Annotated in this window: 14 protein-coding genes and 7 tRNA genes; 10 read left to right on the top strand and 11 right to left on the bottom strand. The window is 67.2% G+C overall.

Annotated features, from left to right (window positions below):
* The first annotated feature begins 205 nt into the window (after positions 1-205).
* Both AC5P9I_RS17525 and AC5P9I_RS17520 read left to right on the top strand, forming a co-directional pair.
* On the top strand, positions 206-2395 hold the full coding sequence (locus AC5P9I_RS17525; protein ID WP_049469873.1) for a PAS domain S-box protein: 2190 nt from the start codon (positions 206-208) through the stop codon (positions 2393-2395).
* Between the two features lie 62 nt (positions 2396-2457).
* Positions 2458-2760: a hypothetical protein gene (locus AC5P9I_RS17520; RefSeq protein ID WP_049469872.1), complete on the top strand. Its 303-nt coding sequence runs from the start codon at positions 2458-2460 to the stop codon at positions 2758-2760.
* A gap of 86 nt (positions 2761-2846) precedes the next feature.
* Here the strand turns inward: AC5P9I_RS17520 and AC5P9I_RS17515 are convergent, their stop codons facing one another.
* Positions 2847-3947: a DUF5694 domain-containing protein gene (locus tag AC5P9I_RS17515; RefSeq protein WP_130767906.1), complete on the bottom strand. Its 1101-nt coding sequence runs from the start codon at positions 3945-3947 to the stop codon at positions 2847-2849.
* A 468-nt stretch (positions 3948-4415) separates the two neighbouring features.
* Here AC5P9I_RS17515 and AC5P9I_RS17510 point away from each other — a divergent pair, with 468 nt between their 5' ends.
* Entirely contained in the window at positions 4416-6239 is a 1824-nt protein-coding gene (locus tag AC5P9I_RS17510; RefSeq protein ID WP_049469863.1) for a methyl-accepting chemotaxis protein, read from the top strand.
* Here AC5P9I_RS17510 and AC5P9I_RS17505 read toward each other — a convergent pair.
* Together AC5P9I_RS17505 and AC5P9I_RS17500 are read right to left on the bottom strand one after the other, a co-directional pair.
* A complete protein-coding gene (locus AC5P9I_RS17505) occupies positions 6236-7678 on the bottom strand; it encodes a GGDEF domain-containing protein (protein WP_049469862.1) in 1443 nt (480 codons plus the stop codon). The two genes, AC5P9I_RS17510 and AC5P9I_RS17505, sit on opposite strands and share 4 nt — an antisense overlap.
* 371 nt (positions 7679-8049) lie before the next feature.
* A tRNA-Leu gene (locus AC5P9I_RS17500) sits at positions 8050-8135 on the bottom strand.
* A gap of 130 nt (positions 8136-8265) precedes the next feature.
* Between AC5P9I_RS17500 and AC5P9I_RS17495 the strand changes: the two genes are divergently transcribed.
* On the top strand, positions 8266-8646 hold the full coding sequence (locus AC5P9I_RS17495) for a response regulator (protein ID WP_049471469.1): 381 nt from the start codon (positions 8266-8268) through the stop codon (positions 8644-8646).
* 31 nt (positions 8647-8677) lie between these two features.
* Here AC5P9I_RS17495 and AC5P9I_RS17490 read toward each other — a convergent pair whose 3' ends face one another.
* Positions 8678-9634, bottom strand: a complete 957-nt coding sequence (locus AC5P9I_RS17490) for an SOS response-associated peptidase family protein (RefSeq protein WP_049471471.1) — start codon at positions 9632-9634, stop codon at positions 8678-8680.
* A 76-nt stretch (positions 9635-9710) separates the two neighbouring features.
* On the opposite strand from AC5P9I_RS17490, the gene AC5P9I_RS17485 reads away from it, so the two are divergent.
* Positions 9711-10127, top strand: coding sequence for a GNAT family N-acetyltransferase (locus AC5P9I_RS17485; protein WP_049471472.1), 417 nt, complete (start codon positions 9711-9713; stop codon positions 10125-10127).
* A gap of 101 nt (positions 10128-10228) precedes the next feature.
* Here the strand turns inward: AC5P9I_RS17485 and AC5P9I_RS17480 are convergent.
* From AC5P9I_RS17480 to AC5P9I_RS17450, 7 genes are all read right to left on the bottom strand, one after another.
* Positions 10229-10304, bottom strand: a tRNA-Glu gene (locus AC5P9I_RS17480).
* 47 nt (positions 10305-10351) lie between these two features.
* A tRNA-Ala gene (locus tag AC5P9I_RS17475) sits at positions 10352-10427 on the bottom strand.
* A 46-nt stretch (positions 10428-10473) separates the two neighbouring features.
* A tRNA-Glu gene (locus tag AC5P9I_RS17470) sits at positions 10474-10549 on the bottom strand.
* A gap of 49 nt (positions 10550-10598) precedes the next feature.
* Positions 10599-10674 (bottom strand) — tRNA-Ala (locus tag AC5P9I_RS17465).
* A gap of 184 nt (positions 10675-10858) precedes the next feature.
* Positions 10859-10934: transfer RNA gene (locus tag AC5P9I_RS17460), tRNA-Glu, on the bottom strand.
* Between the two features lie 54 nt (positions 10935-10988).
* Positions 10989-11064, bottom strand: a tRNA-Ala gene (locus tag AC5P9I_RS17455).
* A gap of 103 nt (positions 11065-11167) precedes the next feature.
* Positions 11168-11566, bottom strand: coding sequence for a heavy metal-responsive transcriptional regulator (locus AC5P9I_RS17450; RefSeq protein WP_049469354.1), 399 nt, complete (start codon positions 11564-11566; stop codon positions 11168-11170).
* A gap of 187 nt (positions 11567-11753) precedes the next feature.
* On the opposite strand from AC5P9I_RS17450, the gene AC5P9I_RS17445 reads away from it, so the two are divergent.
* The 5 genes from AC5P9I_RS17445 to adiC all read left to right on the top strand — a co-directional run bounded on the left by AC5P9I_RS17445 (position 11754) and on the right by adiC (position 17953).
* Positions 11754-12821: a GlxA family transcriptional regulator gene (locus AC5P9I_RS17445; RefSeq protein WP_049469351.1), complete on the top strand. Its 1068-nt coding sequence runs from the start codon at positions 11754-11756 to the stop codon at positions 12819-12821.
* An 81-nt stretch (positions 12822-12902) separates the two neighbouring features.
* Positions 12903-13706 carry a redoxin family protein gene (locus AC5P9I_RS17440; protein WP_187756578.1) on the top strand — a complete coding sequence of 268 codons (804 nt, stop codon included), beginning with the start codon at positions 12903-12905 and terminating at the stop codon, positions 13704-13706.
* A gap of 30 nt (positions 13707-13736) precedes the next feature.
* Complete coding sequence (dsbG, locus tag AC5P9I_RS17435; RefSeq protein ID WP_057494635.1) at positions 13737-14579, top strand: thiol:disulfide interchange protein DsbG; 843 nt, start codon at positions 13737-13739, stop codon at positions 14577-14579.
* A gap of 511 nt (positions 14580-15090) precedes the next feature.
* Positions 15091-16524, top strand: coding sequence for a DcaP family trimeric outer membrane transporter (locus AC5P9I_RS17430; protein ID WP_130767946.1), 1434 nt, complete (start codon positions 15091-15093; stop codon positions 16522-16524).
* A 76-nt stretch (positions 16525-16600) separates the two neighbouring features.
* Positions 16601-17953: an arginine/agmatine antiporter gene (adiC, locus tag AC5P9I_RS17425; protein WP_014647526.1), complete on the top strand. Its 1353-nt coding sequence runs from the start codon at positions 16601-16603 to the stop codon at positions 17951-17953.
* Positions 17954-17966 lie beyond the last annotated feature (13 nt).

Below are 17966 nucleotides of genomic sequence, written 5' to 3'. Positions count from 1 at the left end.
ATCGTGCCCCCCGTCACGCTTGACTCGTGGCGGGGGACTTGTCGGTTTTCCCCGTGATTGCGCACACTTGCGCCTGAGGGGGGCGTTCGGCCACCCCGCTGTCGCTGGGGAGGGCCATGACGCCAGCACCACCCGTCGCCTGTACCGGCGGCCGCAGCACCCTGCTGCGGTCGGCGCCTGCCTGTGCCGGCAGGGGACCGGATTGATGGCGGGCCAGGGCACCCACGGCAATGGACTGCTGGAGCGCCGCCTGCATGAGCTGGCGGAAGAGCGTCGCCGCCTGGCGATGATCATCGACGGTACCGCTGCGGGAACCTGGGAGTGGAACGTGCAGACCGGCGAGATGCGGGTCAACGCGCGCTGGGCCGAGATCGTCGGCTACCGCCTGGAAGAGCTGGAACCGATCTGCCAGAAGACCTTCCTGAAACTGGTCCATCCCGATGACATCGCGCTGTCGGATGCGGCGCTGGACGACCATTTCGAAGGGCGCAGCGACAACTACGCCTGCCTGCTGCGCATGCGCCACAAGAACGGCCAGTGGATCTGGATCCAGGACCGTGGCCGGGTGTTCGAGTGGGACGGGCAGGGCAGGCCGTTGTGGATGGCCGGTGCCCACGCCGACGTGACCGAGCTGCAGCAGGCGCGGCAGGACGCGGCCGAGACCCGGCAACGCCTGCAGGCGGTGGTCGATGCGTCCGATGAGGTGGCGGTGATCGCCACCGATACCGATGGCACCATCACTCTGTTCAACACGGGGGCGGAGCGGCTGCTGGGCTACAGCGCGGTGGACGTGGTCGGCCAGCGCCGGCTCGATGCTTTCCACGATCCGGGCGAGCTGGCGGCCTGGATGCAACCGCTGGTCGATGCCGACGGCAACCGTCCCGATGTGTTCGAAGCACTCAGTGCGCGTGCCGATGGACAGACCTATTCGCGGCAGTGGACGTTGCTGCGCAAGGATGGCCAGCCCCGCCAGGTGCGCCTGTCGATCAGCCGCATGGACGGTGCCGGGGGCGCGCGGATCGGCTATGTCGGCATGGCCATCGACATCACCGAGATCCTGCAGGCGCGCGCGGAGGCACGATTGTCGGCGGAGAAGTTCGCCGGCGCGTTCACCTCTGCCGCGCTGGGCATGGCGCTGGTCTCGCTGGAGGGGCGCTGGCTGGACGTCAACGACGCGTTGTGCAGGATCCTGGGCTATCCGCGCGAGGAACTGCTGCAGGTCGATTTCCAGCGCCTGACCCATCCCGATGACCTGCAGACCGATCTGGCCCTGGTGCAGGACCTGCTGGCGGGACGGCGCAGCCACTACCACCTGGAAAAGCGCTATCTCGACCGCGACGGCCGCATCATCTGGGCGCGTCTGTCGGTGTCGCTGGTGCGCAACGAGCACGGCGAGCCGCTGCATTTCGTGTCGCAGATCCAGGACATCACCGCCCAGCGCAGCAGCGAGCAGCGCCTGTTCGAAAGTGAACAGCGCAGCCGCATCACCCTGGACGCAGTGGCCGACCTGGTGATCAGCGTCAGCCTGGACGGGCGCATCGATTACGCCAATGCGGCTGCGGTACGCACCCTGGCCGGTGATGGCGCATTGTCGCTGGCCGGGCACAAGGTGCAGGACGTGCTGGCGCTGACCACCGAGTACGCACCCGGCTCGGTGCTGGACGTGTCGGTGCTGCTGGACCCGGAGAGCAATGCGGTGGACCTGCACGCCGACCTGCTGCTGCGGCTGGGGACGGCCACGGTGCCGGTGGACCTGACCCGTGCCTGGCTGCGCGATGACGAAGGCCATGTGCGCGGCGCGGTGTGGGTGCTGCGCGACGACACCCAGCAGCGCGCGCGCCAGCGCGAAGCGCGCCACCTGGCCGAGATCGACCCGCTGACCGAACTGAGCAACCGCCGCGGCTTCGAGGTGCACCTGCAGCAGGCGATCACCCGCGTCGAGCGCACCGGCCAGGCGGCTTCGTTGATGTACATCGATCTCGATCGCTTCAAGCCGGTCAATGACACCTGGGGCCACCTGGCCGGCGATGCCGTGCTGTGGGCGGTGGCCAGCGTGCTGCGCCACGGCGTGCGCGATTCGGACGTGGTGGCGCGGTTGGGCGGTGACGAATTCGCGGTCATCCTGTCCGGTTGCACGCCGCGGCGTGCGGCGCGCATCGGCGGCGAGCTGCTGCAGACCCTGGCCGCGCTGTCCATTCCCTGGGACCAGCACCGGTTGCGGGTCGGAGCCAGCATCGGCATTGCGCCCCTGGCGGGCGGGATGAGCGTGGACCAGGCGGTCGCTGCGGCCGATGCCCAGTGCTACCGGGCCAAGGCGATGGGGCGCAACAACGTGCAGGTGCAGGGCGAGTTGTCCGAACGTCCGGGTGACGATCCCGACGCCGCCGAGGACTGATCTCAGCCTGTGAGAGGACGCGCGCGAATACTGCGCGCATCTCCACTCACACAGGTGACCCCATGAATGCCTGGAACCCGGCTGCGGTACGCATGTTCATCCCGGCCCTGATCGGCTGGTGCCTGGCGCTGGCCGCTTGCCTGCGTACCGAACAGCTGCACGGCGACCTGCACGCACAGGCGTTGCTGCCCGTGTTGCAGCGGGGAGCGTTCGCGCTGCTGCTGCTCAGTCTGGCCTGCACGTTTGCGGCCTGCCTGTTGCTGTGGCGGCATGGCCGCCGTGATCGTGGGCGTATCGCTTCCGGCACGATGCCAGCGCGGCATCCATCAGCACGCGCCGGCATGGGGCGCGCCGGAAGGCAGTGATCTGCGGCAGCGGCCGCTGGAGATGCCCGCTGGCGCAGTGGATGTCCGGGGCGGCGCGGCCCGGCCATGCGCCGGCACCCCGGCCGTCAGCGCAATACGGCGTCCGTACTGACCAGCTGCACATCATGCATCTGGTTGAGGTAGGCCTCGTAGTAGCCCTTGTGCGAGGCACCGACAATGGTGAGCATGCGGGTGCCCGGATGCTGGCCGAGGACGTCGCGCATGTTGGCGACCATGCGCAGGTTGCGTGTTTCCCAATAGCCCAGGTAATTGCGCCCGAAGGCCTCGGGTGACGGCTCGCCCAGGGCCGCGCCGAAGTCGCTGTGGTAGACGGTCATCGCCGTGTCCGCAGCGTTGTAGTTGCGGTAGAGCGCAAGCAGGCCGTCGGGCTTGGACAGGTGGGCGTGCAGCGCTTCGTCGGCGACGAACCGCGCCGTGGTCGCCGGGTTGTCCCAGGCCGCCTGGAGCGCCGCGCCATAGGCCTTCTCCCGGTCCTTCGGGACAGGCGTGTCGGCGGTGTGGTCATCCACCGACCACAGCCGTTCCAGGCCCAGGCGTGCCGCGAGGACGCCGGCGATCATGCCGGCCTCGTCGCGCCTGGCCAAGCGCCTGTCGAGGAACTGCACCAGCTCCGGCGTCAGGCTGTCTGCGGCGCGACGTTCATCGCTGGGCAGGCGCAGCCATTGCACCACGGCCGAACCGTTCTCGCCTGCGGCGAGGAACACGGCCGCGAGGCGGCGGCGCTGGGCCGGTGTCGGGGTTTTCGGCCAATCCGCGAGCAGGCGCTCCATCTCGGCATTGGCGCTGGGAACGTCCAGGCCGGTCGCGGCGTGGGCCGGTGCCGGGTCGATGCAGTAGGTCTCGACACTGTCAGCGTAGCGCGCGGGGTTGCGTCGCATGAAGTCGCATTGCATGCCGGACAAGTTCTCCACCGCGATGGCCGTCGGTTGCCATGCCTGAAGGCGCGCCAGCAGCGGCTCCAGCAGCGGCTCGAGATGCTCCCGCGTGAAGGTCTTGGGCAGGCCGGAGAGATGCGGGCTGCCCAGCACCATCACCTGGTTCGGGGGGCCGGGCGGTGGTCCTTTCAGCAGGTCCGGCTGGAAGGACGGGCGATAGGTGCCGTCGGCGGCAAGCGTGCCGGCGCTGCACAGGCCCAGGATCAGGAGGCTGGCCAAGCGTGGGAACATGCGATCTCCGTGTCAGGTGACGTCCTGCAGTCCGCTGCATGCTGGCCATTCCCCGTGGGCCGGGAATCTCCCGTTGGTCATGTAAACCTTCCTTGCTTGAACGGCATCCCCGCTTTCCGCGTGCGTGAGCGGAATGTGATGAAGATCGCGATTGTCTATCGCATCCCTGCCGTTGCATCTGAAGTTGCGACGGACGTCGCGTAATCCGGCTAAAGCCAACGATCACGTCGCCGATACTCCCTCTGGATCCCGCTCCCGTCGCCCGCTGCAGGACCCCAGGCTGCCCCTGACGGGTGGCCCGCGCTGTGTGTTCCGCCGCTCCCGGATGCAGGCCGCGCCCGCAGCAGGCGTGCTTGCCAGCCGCTCGCGGGGTGCCTGCAGGCACCTGTAGTCCCAAGCAACTGAAGTTGCCGCCGGGCATCCCGCCCGTCGGGTCGCAACCGCTTACCGGACACCGAGGATCAGACAATGCTCATTCCAGGCTTCACGGCAGGCGCGCAGGCGCCGGCCGAGCTGCATACCCGCTGGTCGCCGTGGCGTGCCCTGCTGGGCGCGCTGGCCCCCCATCCCCGCGCCGGCGTCGATGCGGCGGCCGATGCCCGTTCCGAACTCGAGGCGCAGGTCGCGGCGCTGCACCGGGTCCAGGCGGTCATCGAGTTCGCCCTCGATGGCACCATCCTGCAGGCCAACGACAACTTCCTGCAGGCGATGGGCTACCGGCTGGAGGAGATCCAGGGCAGGCATCATTCCCTGTTCGTCGACCCGGAGCACGCGCGCAGCGCCGAGTACCGCGACTTCTGGGCGCGGCTGGGCCGCGGCGAATATGACGCGGGCCAGTACCGGCGTTTCGGCAAGGGCCAGCGCGAGATCTGGATCCAGGCCTCGTACAACCCGGTGCTGGACCGGCAGGGGCGCCCGTACAAGGTGGTCAAGTTCGCCACCGACATCACGGCGCAGAAGCTGCAGGCGGCCGACTCGGCCGGGCAGCTGGCGGCGATCGACAAGTCGCAGGCAGTGATTGAATTCAGCATGGATGGGCACATCCTGTCGGCCAACGACAACTTCCTGGCCGCCACCGGTTACCGCCTGGACGAGGTGCGCGGGCAGCACCACGCGCTGTTCATCGAGCCCGACCATCGCGACAGTGCCGAGTATCGCCAGTTCTGGGAAAAGCTCGGCCGTGGCGAATACGATGCCGGCCAATACCGGCGGCTCGGCAAGGGCGGGCGCGAGGTCTGGATCCAGGCGTCCTACAACCCGATCCTGGACCTCAACGGAAAGCCGTTCAAGGTGGTCAAGTACGCCACCGACATCACCGCGCAGGTGCATGAGAACCAGGCCATGCAGCGCGCCGTGGCGCAGACCCGTGAGGTGGTGGCGGCTGCCAAGCAGGGCGACCTGACCCGGCGCGTGGCCACCGCCGACAAGAACGGCCCGATCGCCGAGTTGTGCGAAGGCGTGAATGCGCTGGTCGAGGCGATGGGCGCGATCATCGGCCAGATCAAATTCGCCGCCGACACCATTGCCGTCGGCGCCACCGAGATCGCGCAGGGCAACGGCGACCTGTCACAGCGCACCGAGCAGCAGGCCGCGTCACTGGAGGAGACCGCAGTGTCGATGAAGGGCCTGGCCGAGACCGTCCAGCGCACTGCGACCAACGCGCGCCAGGCCAGCCAGCTGGCCGGTGGCGCCGCCGATGTCGCCGCGCGAGGCGGCAGCGTTGTGCACGAGGTGGTCGAGACCATGGCGGTGATCAACGCGTCCTCGCGGCGCATCGTCGACATCATCGGCGTGATCGACGGTATCGCCTTCCAGACCAACATCCTTGCGTTGAACGCGGCGGTGGAAGCCGCGCGGGCAGGGGAACACGGCCGTGGCTTCGCCGTGGTCGCCACTGAGATTCGCGAACTGTCGCAGCGCTCGGCCAGCGCGGCCAAGGAGATCAAGCAGCTGATCGATGCGTCGGTGGCCAACGTCGGCGCCGGTACCGCTCAGGTCGAAAGCGCTGGACGCACCATGGACGAGATCGTCACCAACGTGCGCCGGGTCAGCGAGCTGATGTCCGAGATCAGCACGGCCGCGCAGCAGCAGAGCGACGACATCCAGCAGATGAACCAGGCCGTCGATCTGATCGACCAGGGCACCCAGCAGAACGCCGCGCTGGTCGAGGAAGCCTCGGCGGCGGCGCGCAGCATGGAAGAGCAGTCGGCACAGCTGCTGCAGACCGTGGCCAGCTTCCGCGTCCATGGCGTTGCCGGCCAGCCGCATGCGGCGGTGCTGCGCGCGGTCTAGGCGCGGCGGTCGACCTGTTGTTCCCCGGCCTCGACGGCCGGGGCGGCGTGCACGCAGTTGCGGCCGGCATGCTTGGCCCGGTACAGGGCCTGGTCCGCGCGCTCGACCAGGCTGCGCGGGTCACCCTGGTCATGCGCGGCCTGCCAGGCCACGCCGATGCTGATGGTGACCCGGGCCTCGGCGGCGGGCAGGGCAGCGGCTTCCACGGCGGCGCGCAGGCGCTCGGCCAGGCCAAGGGCGTGGTCCAGGCCGTGCGTGGGCAGCGCCGCGATGAACTCCTCGCCGCCGTAGCGGGCCAGCAGGTCATCACCGCGTTGCAGGCAGGCATCGAGGATGGCCGCGACCGCCTGCAGGCGGCGGTCGCCCACCGGGTGGCCGTACGTATCGTTGAGCCGCTTGAAGTGGTCGATGTCGATCATCAGCACCGCCAGTCCCATGCCATGGCGGCGCGCACGGCCATGTGCGCTGCCGAGCGATTCATCGAAGCTGCGGCGGTTGCCCAGTCCAGTCAGCGGATCGCGGCGGGCCAGCAACGCCAGTTCGTCGCGCTCGCGCTGGATCTGGACCTGGGTCAGCACGCTGCGCAGGGCATAGCCGAGCATCGCGCCGATGAAACCCACGGTGGCCAGCGTCGGCTGCAGGCGTGCAACCAGCAGCGCCACCATCATCAACAGCAACGGCAGCATCAGTGGCCCGGCGGCGTCGACAATGCGCCGCAGGTTGCGGGGTATGCCGGGCGCCGGTCGGCGTCGTGTGCTGCCAGCCATCACCGCCAGCGATACGAACAGTGCGCTGATCAGCAGGTCCCCCCAGCCACCGTCGGGCACCTGCGGCTGCCAGGTGGTGATGTAGAGCGCCAGCAGGAAGTAGCCCAGCGCGTAGATCGACAGCGCGCGGAAGAAGTCGCGACGATCGGCATCGTCCTCGGCCAGGAAGCGGATCAGCGCGAAGCAGAACACCAGGCTGTTCTGCACGCTGCTCATCGTCTGCAGGCAGTGTGTCCACAACGCGCTGTTCAATGGCGCCATCGCGCGTGCATGCACGAAGTACAGCAACCACAGCAGCGTGATGATCAACAGGTCCACCGCACGGATCCAGCGGTTGCCGCCACCCGGGCTGGCAGCGACGTAGGTCAGTGGAATCCGGTAGAACACGTACAGGATCAGCGACGAAGCGGTCATCTGCGCAGGGGTGAGGCCGGCCACGTTGCGATACAGCAGGGCCAGCAGGGCGAGCGCGAACAGGCTGACGGCAGCGCCCAGCGTCCGCCATTTGCACGCCGCCCGGCGGCTGCCCCGAGCCCGCCGCACGCAGGCCAGCGCGGCCAGCAGCGGCGCGGTGATCAGCATCAGGTACGAGCCCACCGGGTCCTGCGGGCCGATCAGGGCAATGACGAGCGCATGCGCGACCATGAAAAACAGTGCCGCACGCAACGTCATGCATTCCCCCGCCCCCAGATCCAGCTGGGATCACGATAGGCAGAAGTACGTGAGGCTGGCAAGAAAAGTGTGCGCTACGTCTATCTACAACCTTGTCGAAGGTCGCAGTTGTGTGGCATCGGGGGGCGCAACGCTGTCCGCGTGGGCTGCCTGCGTGCCCGGCACCCGGCCCTGCCAAGGCGGATCGAGATCATGGACGGGTTCACCGCGGCGATGCGGCAGGTCGATTCCAGGGGCAGGGCGCGCAGCCGCGCGGGCAGGGCAGCGGCGAGCGTGGGTGGGTGGGGCTGGCGTTGGCATCCTCGTCGCTGCCGGGCGTCCCGGCCCGCAACATGCAAAAGGCCAGGTCGGGGACCTGGCCTTTGATGCAGTGGTGCCGGTGAAAGGACTCGAACCTTCATGGGGTCACCCCCGGCTGATTTTGAGTCAGCTGCGTATACCATTCCGCCACACCGGCAGGCAGCGTGCGAGTGTAACCGAGGTGGGCGGGAGATGCCTAGGGGGAAGGCCTATCAGGCCGGTTCCTGTCGGTATCGGCCCCTTGGTGGCTATACTCCCTGTGCAATTGCCACCAGGAGCGGTAGCCGATGACAGTGTTGCAGGACCTGAGGGTGCTGGTGGTCGAGAACGACGAGATGAGCGCGGCCCTCCTGCAGATGCAGCTGGTGCATGCCGGTGCGACCGTGGTCGGGCTCGCAGCGAGTGTGTCCGAAGCCCTGCGGCTGCTGGAACAGAGTGCCCCGGACGTGGCCCTGCTGGACTACCGGCTGGCCCGCAACGAAACCAGCGAGCCTGTCGCCGCGGCGCTTTCGGCGCGTGGCATTCCCTTCGTGCTGGCCACCGGGATGCTGGCCGAGCAGCTGCCAGCGCCGATGTTGGCCGGCCTGCTGCTGGTCAAGCCGTACCTGTCGGCCGATCTGTCACGTGCACTGGCGCGTGCAGTGGGCCGCACCAGCGTCAAGGCCTGAGCCCCCACTGCTGGCCGCCAGGGCGTGGCACTCAACCCGCTTCCTCGTACACGTAGCGGATCTCCTCGCGGTCATCCAGGATGCGGTACTGGCGCGCGAGGTCTTCCGGGTCGGGATTGAGCCAGGCGTCCAGGTGTTCCCTGCGGATCGGTACCACGCCACGGTCATGCCCGGCAGCGGCGACATCGCTGGGAGGAGCGTCGGTGATCGTAGCAAATGACAGCAGGTGGCCTTCCGGCCCCTCCCACTCCGCCCAGAGGCAGGCCAGCAGCAGGTCGCGGGGCGGATCGGGACGGAATTCGAGTACCACGTCCTGTTCCTTCTCGCCGGCCTCCAGGCTGCGGCCCGCCATCGCGTGGCGCGGCACGTGCTCGTAGAACGCCTGCACCACGACCACCCCGTGGCGCAGTCCGAACGCACCGCGCCAGTAGCCTTCCAGGCTGTCACGCCTCGCGTTGTAGGTTCCGGGGTATAGCACGTCGTTGCGTGCCGGCTTGTCCGGGAGCCGGCATTGGTAGCGCATCGGGCGGATCACGCGCTGGCCGTGCTCGCTGACCATCACCGGCGCGTAGGTGCCGGGGAAAATGCGGTTGTCGCGCGGCAGCAGCTGTACCCGATGCAGGTCTTCCAGCCGGGCTTGCGCGCGCTCGATGCGGTTGCCGGCCACGTGCAGGTCGTTGCGCGCCTTCTGGGTGGGACGGGTGGCCAGGGCAGCATGGGCGATGTCGCGCCGCTCGCGCTGGCGGGCCAGTTCGGCCTCCAGTGCCTGTTGCTCCTGCGCGTGCCATTGCTGGATCTTCGCCACGATGTCACGGCCCTGTTCGGTACGTGCCCCGGCGAACCCGTCATCCATCGCCTTCGGGGTCTTGGGCCGTTTCTTGCCCGGATCGTGCGCGTACAGTTCGGCGAACTCTTCCAGCGACAGGATGGCGCCGAACTCGCGCACCAGCTTGGCGTAGTCGGCGCGGATCAGGGCGGAATAGCACATGGGGACTCTGCGGGCGAGGGTCGCAGCGGTTGCGACGTGGATGCGGCAGGATAGCCCGACCCACAGGAGATACCGCATGAACGATTCCGTCACCTGCCTGTTCCGCGACGCGGTGCCCACGGTCGAGGACTACTGCCGGTTGCGTGTGCTTGCAGGCCTCAGTGCCAAGAGCCGGGAAGCGGCAACGCGCGCGCTGCCCAACACGCTGTTCGGCGTGTGCGCGTACCAAGGGTCCGAGCTGGTGGCGATGGGGCGCATCGTGGGAGATGGCGGCTGCCATCTGCAGGTCTGCGACATCGCGGTGCTGCCGCGGTTGCAGGGGCAGGGACTGGGCAAGGAGGTGATGCGGCGCCTGGATGGCTGGATGCAGGCCAACCTGCCGCCATCGGCGTATGTCAGCCTGCTGGCCGACGGCGAGGCACATCGGTTGTATGCACAGTTCGGGTTTGCGCCGACGGCACCGGCGTCGATCGGGATGTACCGGCGGTTCTGAGCCATGAGCGGGGTGAAGCCATCCACGCATGGCGTGGATAGGGCCTTCCCAGGAATCACAGGCAAAGAAAAACCCCGACCAGGGTCGGGGTTTTCAAGAATTGGCGTCCCCACGGGGATTCGAACCCCGGTCGCCACCGTGAAAGGGTGATGTCCTAGGCCTCTAGACGATGGGGACGCACGAAAACTTCAAGTTGTAGATGCTTCGACGGCCTAATGTCGAAGTGGTGGAGCCAAGCGGGATCGAACCGCTGACCTCCTGCATGCCATGCAGGCGCTCTCCCAGCTGAGCTATGGCCCCAGTGAAACTCCGGATGATCTGCCGGGAGCAGAGTCCGCTTTGAAACTGGCGTCCCCACGGGGATTCGAACCCCGGTCGCCACCGTGAAAGGGTGATGTCCTAGGCCTCTAGACGATGGGGACGCACGAAAAACTTCATGTTGTAGAACCTTCGACGGCCTAATGTCGAAAGTGGTGGAGCCAAGCGGGATCGAACCGCTGACCTCCTGCATGCCATGCAGGCGCTCTCCCAGCTGAGCTATGGCCCCGTGTTACCGAGCCGCCTATCATACCTGCGTGTTCACATTTGTGGAAGTTTTTTTTGAACTTTTTTCGTTCCGGCTCAACCACGGCCACGAGGGCAGGGGAACCGCAACGCCACAACCTGAATGCCGGTAGGCGGTGAACAAAAAAGACCCGGTTATCGGCCGGGTCCTCGTTGTTCGTGATGAGTGGCGTCCCCACGGGGATTCGAACCCCGGTCGCCACCGTGAAAGGGTGATGTCCTAGGCCTCTAGACGATGGGGACGCAATTCTCATCAATGTTCTTTAGCGACCTTTCGACGGCCTAATGCCGAAAGATTGGTGGAGCCAAGCGGGATCGAACCGCTGACCTCCTGCATGCCATGCAGGCGCTCTCCCAGCTGAGCTATGGCCCCACGTCGCTGAGGAGCGAAATAATAGCCTTGCCCCAGGGGGTTGGCAAGCATTTGTTGCACTTTTCTTCACGCGCGGGACGTGGTGGTGGAGGGCCGTCTGCGCTCACGGGGTGTCGTCGCTCAGCGCCGCCAGGATCGGGCATTCATCCAGCGTGCCATGCCCGGGGCAGGCGGCGACCAGCTGCGAGAGCGCAGTGTGCATGCGCTGCAGTTCGGCCATGCGGTGCGCGATGTCCTGCAGCCGGGCCTGTGCCGTGTCGCGCACGCCGCCCATGTCGTGCGGGTGGCCGTCGCTGAGCGCCAGCAGGTCGGCGATTTCTTCCAGGGTGAATCCCAGCGTCTTGGCGCGGCGGATGAAGCGCAGCCTGCGCAGGTCCTGCTCGGTGAAGATGCGGTAGCCCCCGGCCGAGCGGGCCGCCGTGGGCAGCAACTGCTGGCGCTCGTAGTAGCGCACCGTATCGATCGGAACGCCGGCCTGGCGTGCCAGTTGACCAATGTTCATGGCGGATTCCTGCGGATGCTGCCGGTCATTCTGAAGCCTTGAGTCTGGTCCAGGGTCAACGCTGCCGACGCTGGCGGCGCATTCAGCGCACTTTGCAACTTTCTTCATAGCCCCGCCGTTGCGGCACTTCCTACCCTGCGCCTGAACCGGCCGCTGGATGGCCTGCAACGAACCGAGGAGATGGTCTGTGGAAGGATTCAGAAACGAAGGATTCGTCGAGGTCGCGGTGGTCGAGTATCCCGGAGGCGACCCGTCGGCCGCGTCCGTGTTGACTGAAATGGCACATGTTGCCAACCGGCTTGCGCAGCAGCAGCGCCGACCGTTCAAGCGTGTCCTGGTGACCCGCTGGATCGTGCCCGCCAGCCAGACCGGCGTGCACCGGATTGCCGGAGCGGAGATGCTCGAGGCGGACATTCCCGCCGTGATCGCCGTCCCCGGCCAGATCAGCCAAGGGGTCTGCCTGCGCGCCGATGAGGTCCTGCTGGACTGGCTGCGCGCGCACTACGACGGTGGCAGTCTGCTGGCGGCGGCCAGCGATGGGGTCAGCATGCTTGCACGCGCGGGCCTGCTGGCCGGGCGCACGGTCAGTGGTCCGGACCTTGGCCAGCATCCGGGCCTGCAGGGGCAGTCGGCAAGCTGGGTGCCCAGCGAGCGTGCGCTCGTTGACGACGGCGACCTGCTGACAGTGGCCGGTCCGCAGGCCTGGCGCTTCCTCGGCCTGCGCCTGCTGTACCGGCTGCATGGCCAGGGCGTGGCGAGCGCGGTCGCGCAGCAGCTGGGGATTATCGTGCCCGCGCCCATCCAGCAGGATCTTGAGCGCTTCAGCGCCAACTTCGCCCACGGGGATCGTGACGTATTGAAGGCGCAGCGCTGGCTGCATACCACTGCCGCGCGGGGGGCGACGCTCGGCGCGATCTGCGAGGTGTCCGGACTGGAACCGCGGACGCTGCAACGACGCTTCCTGAAGGCAACGGGCCTGCGTCCGATCGAGTATTGCCAGCGTCTGCGCATCGCCAAGGCGCAGACGCTGCTGCAGCAGGGCGCGGGTATCGATGAAGTGGCGTGGGGCGTGGGCTATGCCGACCAGAGCGCATTCCGCCGCCTGTTCCTGCGCATTGTTGGCATGACGCCGGCCAACTATCGCCGGCTGGTCAGCAACAAGCGGCGTGAGCGGCCGCTGCTGTCATCGGTGGCCGGCAGCCTGCGCGGACTGCAACCGGCGTCCGCCATGCAGATGCCACGCAGTGTTGCCTGAAGCCCGCTGCGGGCGTCGCACTTGCAACCCGGGCGCGACGCTTCGACCATGCAGGCAGTGGCGGATTGGACAGGTGGTCTGATGTCGAGTGTTGGGCCGGTGCCGATGCCGGTGGTGTTGATCCTGATATGCGCGCTGCTGGCCATGGCCGTGGCACACCTGTGGCCGCGACGGAAGAACGGCATGGCAGTGCCATCTGCCGCAAGCATGGTCCTGGACATGTTGCTGGTCGGCGTGCTGTGCGGACGTATCAGCTTCGTGGCCCTGAACTTCGCGCTCTATCGTCAGGCCCCCTGGAGCATCCTGCAGATCGCCGATGGTGGGTATCACCTCCCGGTCGTTCTGGTTGCCGCGCTGGCATGGGGAGCCTGGCGTCTGAAGCCCTGGCGCCCGTTGCGGGTACCGGTGCTGGCGGGCGCGCTGGCGGGTGGGGTGCTGTGGGCGACGGGCAGCCACTTGCTGTCAGCGTGGCAGGAACGGCAGATGCCGCTGCCGGCCGTGCAGGTGGCTGATCTGCAGGGACGTACGGTCGACCTGCAGCAGTTCCGCGGCAAGCCGGTGGTGCTCAATCTCTGGGCCAGCTGGTGTGGCCCGTGCCGGCGCGAGATGCCGGTGCTGGCCTCGGCACAGCAGACCCACACCGACGTGCAGTTCGTGTTCCTCAACCAGGGGGAAAGCCTGGACGAGGTACAGGCTTTCCTTGCCACCGAACGGCTGCGGCTGGACAGCGTGCTGCTGGACGATAGCGCCTCCGCATCAACCGTACTGGGTGTACAGGCCTATCCCTCGACGCTGTTCTTCGACGCCGAGGGACGCCTGCGTGAACTGCACCTTGGCGAACTGACCGCGGCGGGCCTTGAACACAAACTGCGCCGGCTGCGGTAGCCTGCGCGGGCATCTCATTACGGAGTTCCCATGTTGTCGACTTCCCTGCGCATCGCTCCAGCGGTGCTGTTGCTGCCGGTCATGCTGGCATTGGCCGCCTGCAGCCAGGCCCAGACCCCGCCCGGCAAGGCAGCGGCTACACCGGCAACGAGTGCTCCGGCCGCCGCGGCCAAGGGGGACCGGCCCGCAGTGCTGAAAGGCATCGAGAAGCACGGTTTCGAGGTTGTCGCCGAGTTCGATGCGCCGGCTGGCCTGCGTGGCTTCGCCGGAGTGGTGGGTGGACAGCAGCCCGCCGCCGCGTACGTGACTGCCGACGGCAAGCATGTGCTGGTAGGCAGCCTGTTCGATGCCGAGGGCAACGACGTGGCGGCCGAGGCGGTGGAGAAGCTGGTCGCCGCGCCGATGTCGGCCAAGATGTGGGCCAAGCTGGACGCCAGTGCCTGGGTGCGCGACGGCAAGGCCGATGCACCGCGCGTGGTCTATACCTTCAGTGATGCCAACTGTCCGTACTGCCACAAGTTCTGGGAAGCGGCACGGCCGTGGGTCGATGCTGGCAAGGTGCAGCTGCGCCACATCATGGTCGGCGTGATCCGTGAGGACAGTCCGGCCAAGGCTGCTGCCATCCTGTCGGCGCGTGACCCGAGTGCAGCGCTGCTGGAGAACGAGCACCAGTTCGACCGCGGCGGTATCAAGGCGCTGCCGAGCATCAGCCGCGAGATCGCGGGCAAGCTCGATGCCAACCAGGTGCTGATGATCGAGATGGGCTTCCAGGGCACGCCGGGCATCCTGTTCCAGGACGCGCAGGGTCAGGTGCAGCGTCGCGCCGGCCTGCCCCAGGGCACTGACCTGCAGACGGTACTGGGTCCGCGCTGACCGGTGCGCAAAGCGTGATGTAACGCACAGGCCCGCATGGCAGCATGCGGGCCTGTTGTTTTCCTGGCGCATGCACGCGCTGCCGCTGCGCACTACCTGTTCGTCGTCACGTCTGAATCGTGACTGACATCAAGCATCGCGCCTTGATTCCAATCAAGGCCAAAAACGACAGTCGGATTAGCCTGTGACGCATGCAATACAGCGTCTACGCGCGAGGGATGCCGCGCCTCTCACGCCCTTATCCGGGATCGGCGGCAGAGCCATTCACGAGGTTCTCACTCCCTGCTTGTTACCCAGACCGCTGCGGTCGCCACCTCTCTGGCAGCGCGGCCTTGATGGACTCGGCATCGATGCGGGCAGGGCAGTGTCATCGTCCTGTTGCCTGCGACAGGCAGGCTGATCGATGTCGTGGACGCAGTATCCGCATTTCCAGCAACGGCAACGCGTGGTCAGGGTGCTGTGTGCCTGTGCCCCGTCAGCGCATTGCCCGTGTTTGTCCAGGGAGGATGCAATGCGTTTTGCGGTACTGAGTCTGGCCTGCCTGACCGCGTTGGCGATCACGCCCGCCCATGCGCAGCAGGACGCCCGTGAGGATGCGCAGGCGCTGCGCCAGGAAATTGCGGCGATGCGCCAGGCACTGGAAGGCATGCAGCAGCGCCTGGAGCGGCTTGAGCAGCGCGAGGGCTCAGCGCCTGCCGCCGTGGCGCAGGCCCCGACCCCGGCAGCAACGGCGGGCGGCAGCGCCAGCATGCTGCACCCGACCCAGGTGCCGGGGGTGGCGCAACCGGTGCTGCCGCAGCGCGAATCGGTGGCCGATCCCTCAACGGCGGCGTCGCGTCCCGACAGTGCAGCCGGTCCGACCGATCCCGATCTGAAAGGCTTCTTCGCCATTCCTGGCACTGACACGGTGATCCGCATCGGCGGCTACGCCAAGCTCGATGCGATTGCCGATTCGCGCGCCGCCGGTGACGAGGATCAGTTCATTCCTTCGTCGATGCCGGTCGGCGGCAGCCATCGCGATGTCTCCAACTTCAACATCCACGCCAAGCAGACCCGCTTCAGCTTCGAGGCGCGGCGCCCGACCACGCACGGCAACCTGCGCTTCTATCTGGAAAACGACTTCTTCGGCAGCAGCGAGGGATACCAGTTCCGCCTGCGCCATGCCTATGGCCAGCTGGGCAACACCTACGCCGGCTATGGCTATTCCAGCTTCATGGACCCGGACAGCCTGCCCGATACGCTGGACTTCGCCGGCCCCGGCGGCGCCGGCTACCTGCTGGTGGCGGGCATCCACCACAGTTTCACGATGGGCAAGGGCAACACCCTGACTGTGGCAGCCGAGGACCCGCAAACCGAACTTGCCGGTGCCAGTGATTCACGGGTGGCAGTGAACCGGTTGCCCGACGTGACGGTAACCGCGCGCATGGAGCGCGACTGGGGCCACCTGCAGTTCGGTGCGGTGGCGCGCAGCCTGGCCTATGACGGAGAGGGCGAGCGCGACCGGCGCATGGCCGGTGGCCTGCAGTTGAGCGGCTCGGCATCGGTGGGCGAACGCGACCTGCTGCTGTTCGGTGCGCTGGGCGGGCGCGGCCTCAGCCGCTATACCGCCGACCTGACCGGCTCGGGACTGGATGCGGTGGTCGGCGCCGACGGCCGGCTCGACGCGCTCGACCTGCACGGTGGCTTCGTCGGCTACACCCATTACTGGTCCGAGCTGTGGCGCTCCAACCTGATCTTTGGCCAGCTGACCCTGGAGCGCAACGCCGCACTCGCCGTTGATGCATTCCGGCAGAGCCGCTACGGCGTGTTCAACCTGATCTGGAGCCCGGCGCCGTCCTGGACGATGGGCATGGAACTGCTGTACGGCCGGCTGGAACAGCAGGGCGGCGCACGCGGCGACACGGTCCGGGTGCAGGGCAGCCTGCAATACAACTTCATCAAATAGACGCCAGCGGTCGTACGCCAGCGTAACCGTCCCCACGCCCGGTGCTGCCGGGCTCATGCCAGTACCGGAGATCGTCATGGCAGAAGCAAAGAAAATCGGGGTGGTCGGAGCCACCTTCCTCGTCGCCGGCAACATGATGGGCTCAGGCGTGTTCCTGTTGCCGTCCAGCCTCGCCAAGATCGGTACCGCCTCGATCTGGGGCTGGTTGATCACCACCGCCGGCGCGCTGCTGCTTGCCTTCGTGTTCGCCAAGCTGGGCAAGCTTGCGCCCAAGGCGGGCGGCCCTTACGCCTATGCGCGCGACTGGTTCGGGCCGTACATGGGCTTCCAGACCAATACCATCTACTGGTTCGCCAACTGGATCGGCAACGTCGCCATTCCGATCGCGGCGGTGGGCTATTTCAGCTATTTCTTCCCGATCCTGTCCGAGCCGCTGGTGCGCTGCGTTGCGGTGCTGGTGCTGGTCTGGGCGCTGAGCTTTGCCAACGTGATCGGCCCGGCCTTCGTCAGCCGCGTGCAGACGGTCACCACCAGCTTTGCGTTGGTGCCGATCCTGGGCATCGCCATTTTCGGCTGGTTCTTCTTCGATGCCGACATCTTCAAGGGCGCCTACAACGTGTCTGGCGAGTCGAACTTCGGTGCGATCTCGAGCGCCGCGGCACTGACCCTGTGGGCCTTCATCGGCGTCGAGTCTGCATCGGTGACGGCCGGTGTGGTCGAAAATCCGGAGAAGAACGTCGCCCGCGCGACGCTGGCCGGCGTGTTCCTGGCTGCCATTGCCTACATCGCCAGTTCGTCGGTGATCATGGGCATGGTGCCGAACGCGGAACTGCAGGTGTCCGACGCACCGTTCGCGTTGGCGGCGGCCAAGGCGGTCGGTGGCTGGGGCGGCGCGCTGGTCAGCCTGTGCGCCTTCATCGGCGCCGCCGGCTCGCTGGGTGGCTGGATCCTGCTGACCGCGCAGAGTGCCAAGGCAGCGTCGGATGACGGCCTGTTCCCGAGCATCTTCAGCAAGACCAACAAGGACGACGTGCCGGTCAAGGGCGTGCTGATCGTGGCAGTGCTGATGACCCTGGCGGTGCTGGTGACCTCCACCTCGGAAACCGCGTCCGCCCAGTTCGACGTGATCACGTCGGCGGCCGTGGTGCTGACCCTGCTGCCCTACATCTACTCGTGCGTGGCGTGCTACTTCGTGGTCGAGCGTTCGCACACCCTGGTCCACACCGGTGCGTTCTGGACCCTGACCAGCCTGACCGTCGTGTACTGCCTGTGGGCGATCTACGGCTCGTCGGGAACCATCGTGCAGTACGCCTTCCTGTTCGTGCTGTTCATCACCGTGTTCTATCCCTTCTTCAGCGAGGAGCGCCGCCAGCAGCGGCAGCGCGCCCGCGAGGCCTCGGCCATCAGCGCCGGCGCCCGGCATTCCTGAGTTCGACAAGGAG

It is taken from the genome of Stenotrophomonas sp. YJH_SMC_29 (assembly GCF_059371235.1).
This window is presented reverse-complemented; position numbering and strand designations above follow the sequence as displayed.

What these genes read in the sequence shown, in the direction of transcription:
- AC5P9I_RS17525 (WP_049469873.1), top strand. Translation starts at nt 206, where the DNA reads ATGGCGGGCCAGGGCACCCACGGCAATGGACTGCTGGAGCGCCGCCTG.
- AC5P9I_RS17520 (WP_049469872.1), top strand. Translation starts at nt 2,458, where the DNA reads ATGAATGCCTGGAACCCGGCTGCGGTACGCATGTTCATCCCGGCCCTG.
- AC5P9I_RS17515 (WP_130767906.1), bottom strand. Translation starts at nt 3,947, where the DNA reads ATGTTCCCACGCTTGGCCAGCCTCCTGATCCTGGGCCTGTGCAGCGCC.
- AC5P9I_RS17510 (WP_049469863.1), top strand. Translation starts at nt 4,416, where the DNA reads ATGCTCATTCCAGGCTTCACGGCAGGCGCGCAGGCGCCGGCCGAGCTG.
- AC5P9I_RS17505 (WP_049469862.1), bottom strand. Translation starts at nt 7,678, where the DNA reads ATGACGTTGCGTGCGGCACTGTTTTTCATGGTCGCGCATGCGCTCGTC.
- AC5P9I_RS17495 (WP_049471469.1), top strand. Translation starts at nt 8,266, where the DNA reads ATGACAGTGTTGCAGGACCTGAGGGTGCTGGTGGTCGAGAACGACGAG.
- AC5P9I_RS17490 (WP_049471471.1), bottom strand. Translation starts at nt 9,634, where the DNA reads ATGTGCTATTCCGCCCTGATCCGCGCCGACTACGCCAAGCTGGTGCGC.
- AC5P9I_RS17485 (WP_049471472.1), top strand. Translation starts at nt 9,711, where the DNA reads ATGAACGATTCCGTCACCTGCCTGTTCCGCGACGCGGTGCCCACGGTC.
- AC5P9I_RS17450 (WP_049469354.1), bottom strand. Translation starts at nt 11,566, where the DNA reads ATGAACATTGGTCAACTGGCACGCCAGGCCGGCGTTCCGATCGATACG.
- AC5P9I_RS17440 (WP_187756578.1), top strand. Translation starts at nt 12,903, where the DNA reads ATGTCGAGTGTTGGGCCGGTGCCGATGCCGGTGGTGTTGATCCTGATA.
- dsbG (WP_057494635.1), top strand. Translation starts at nt 13,737, where the DNA reads ATGTTGTCGACTTCCCTGCGCATCGCTCCAGCGGTGCTGTTGCTGCCG.
- AC5P9I_RS17430 (WP_130767946.1), top strand. Translation starts at nt 15,091, where the DNA reads ATGCGTTTTGCGGTACTGAGTCTGGCCTGCCTGACCGCGTTGGCGATC.
- adiC (WP_014647526.1), top strand. Translation starts at nt 16,601, where the DNA reads ATGGCAGAAGCAAAGAAAATCGGGGTGGTCGGAGCCACCTTCCTCGTC.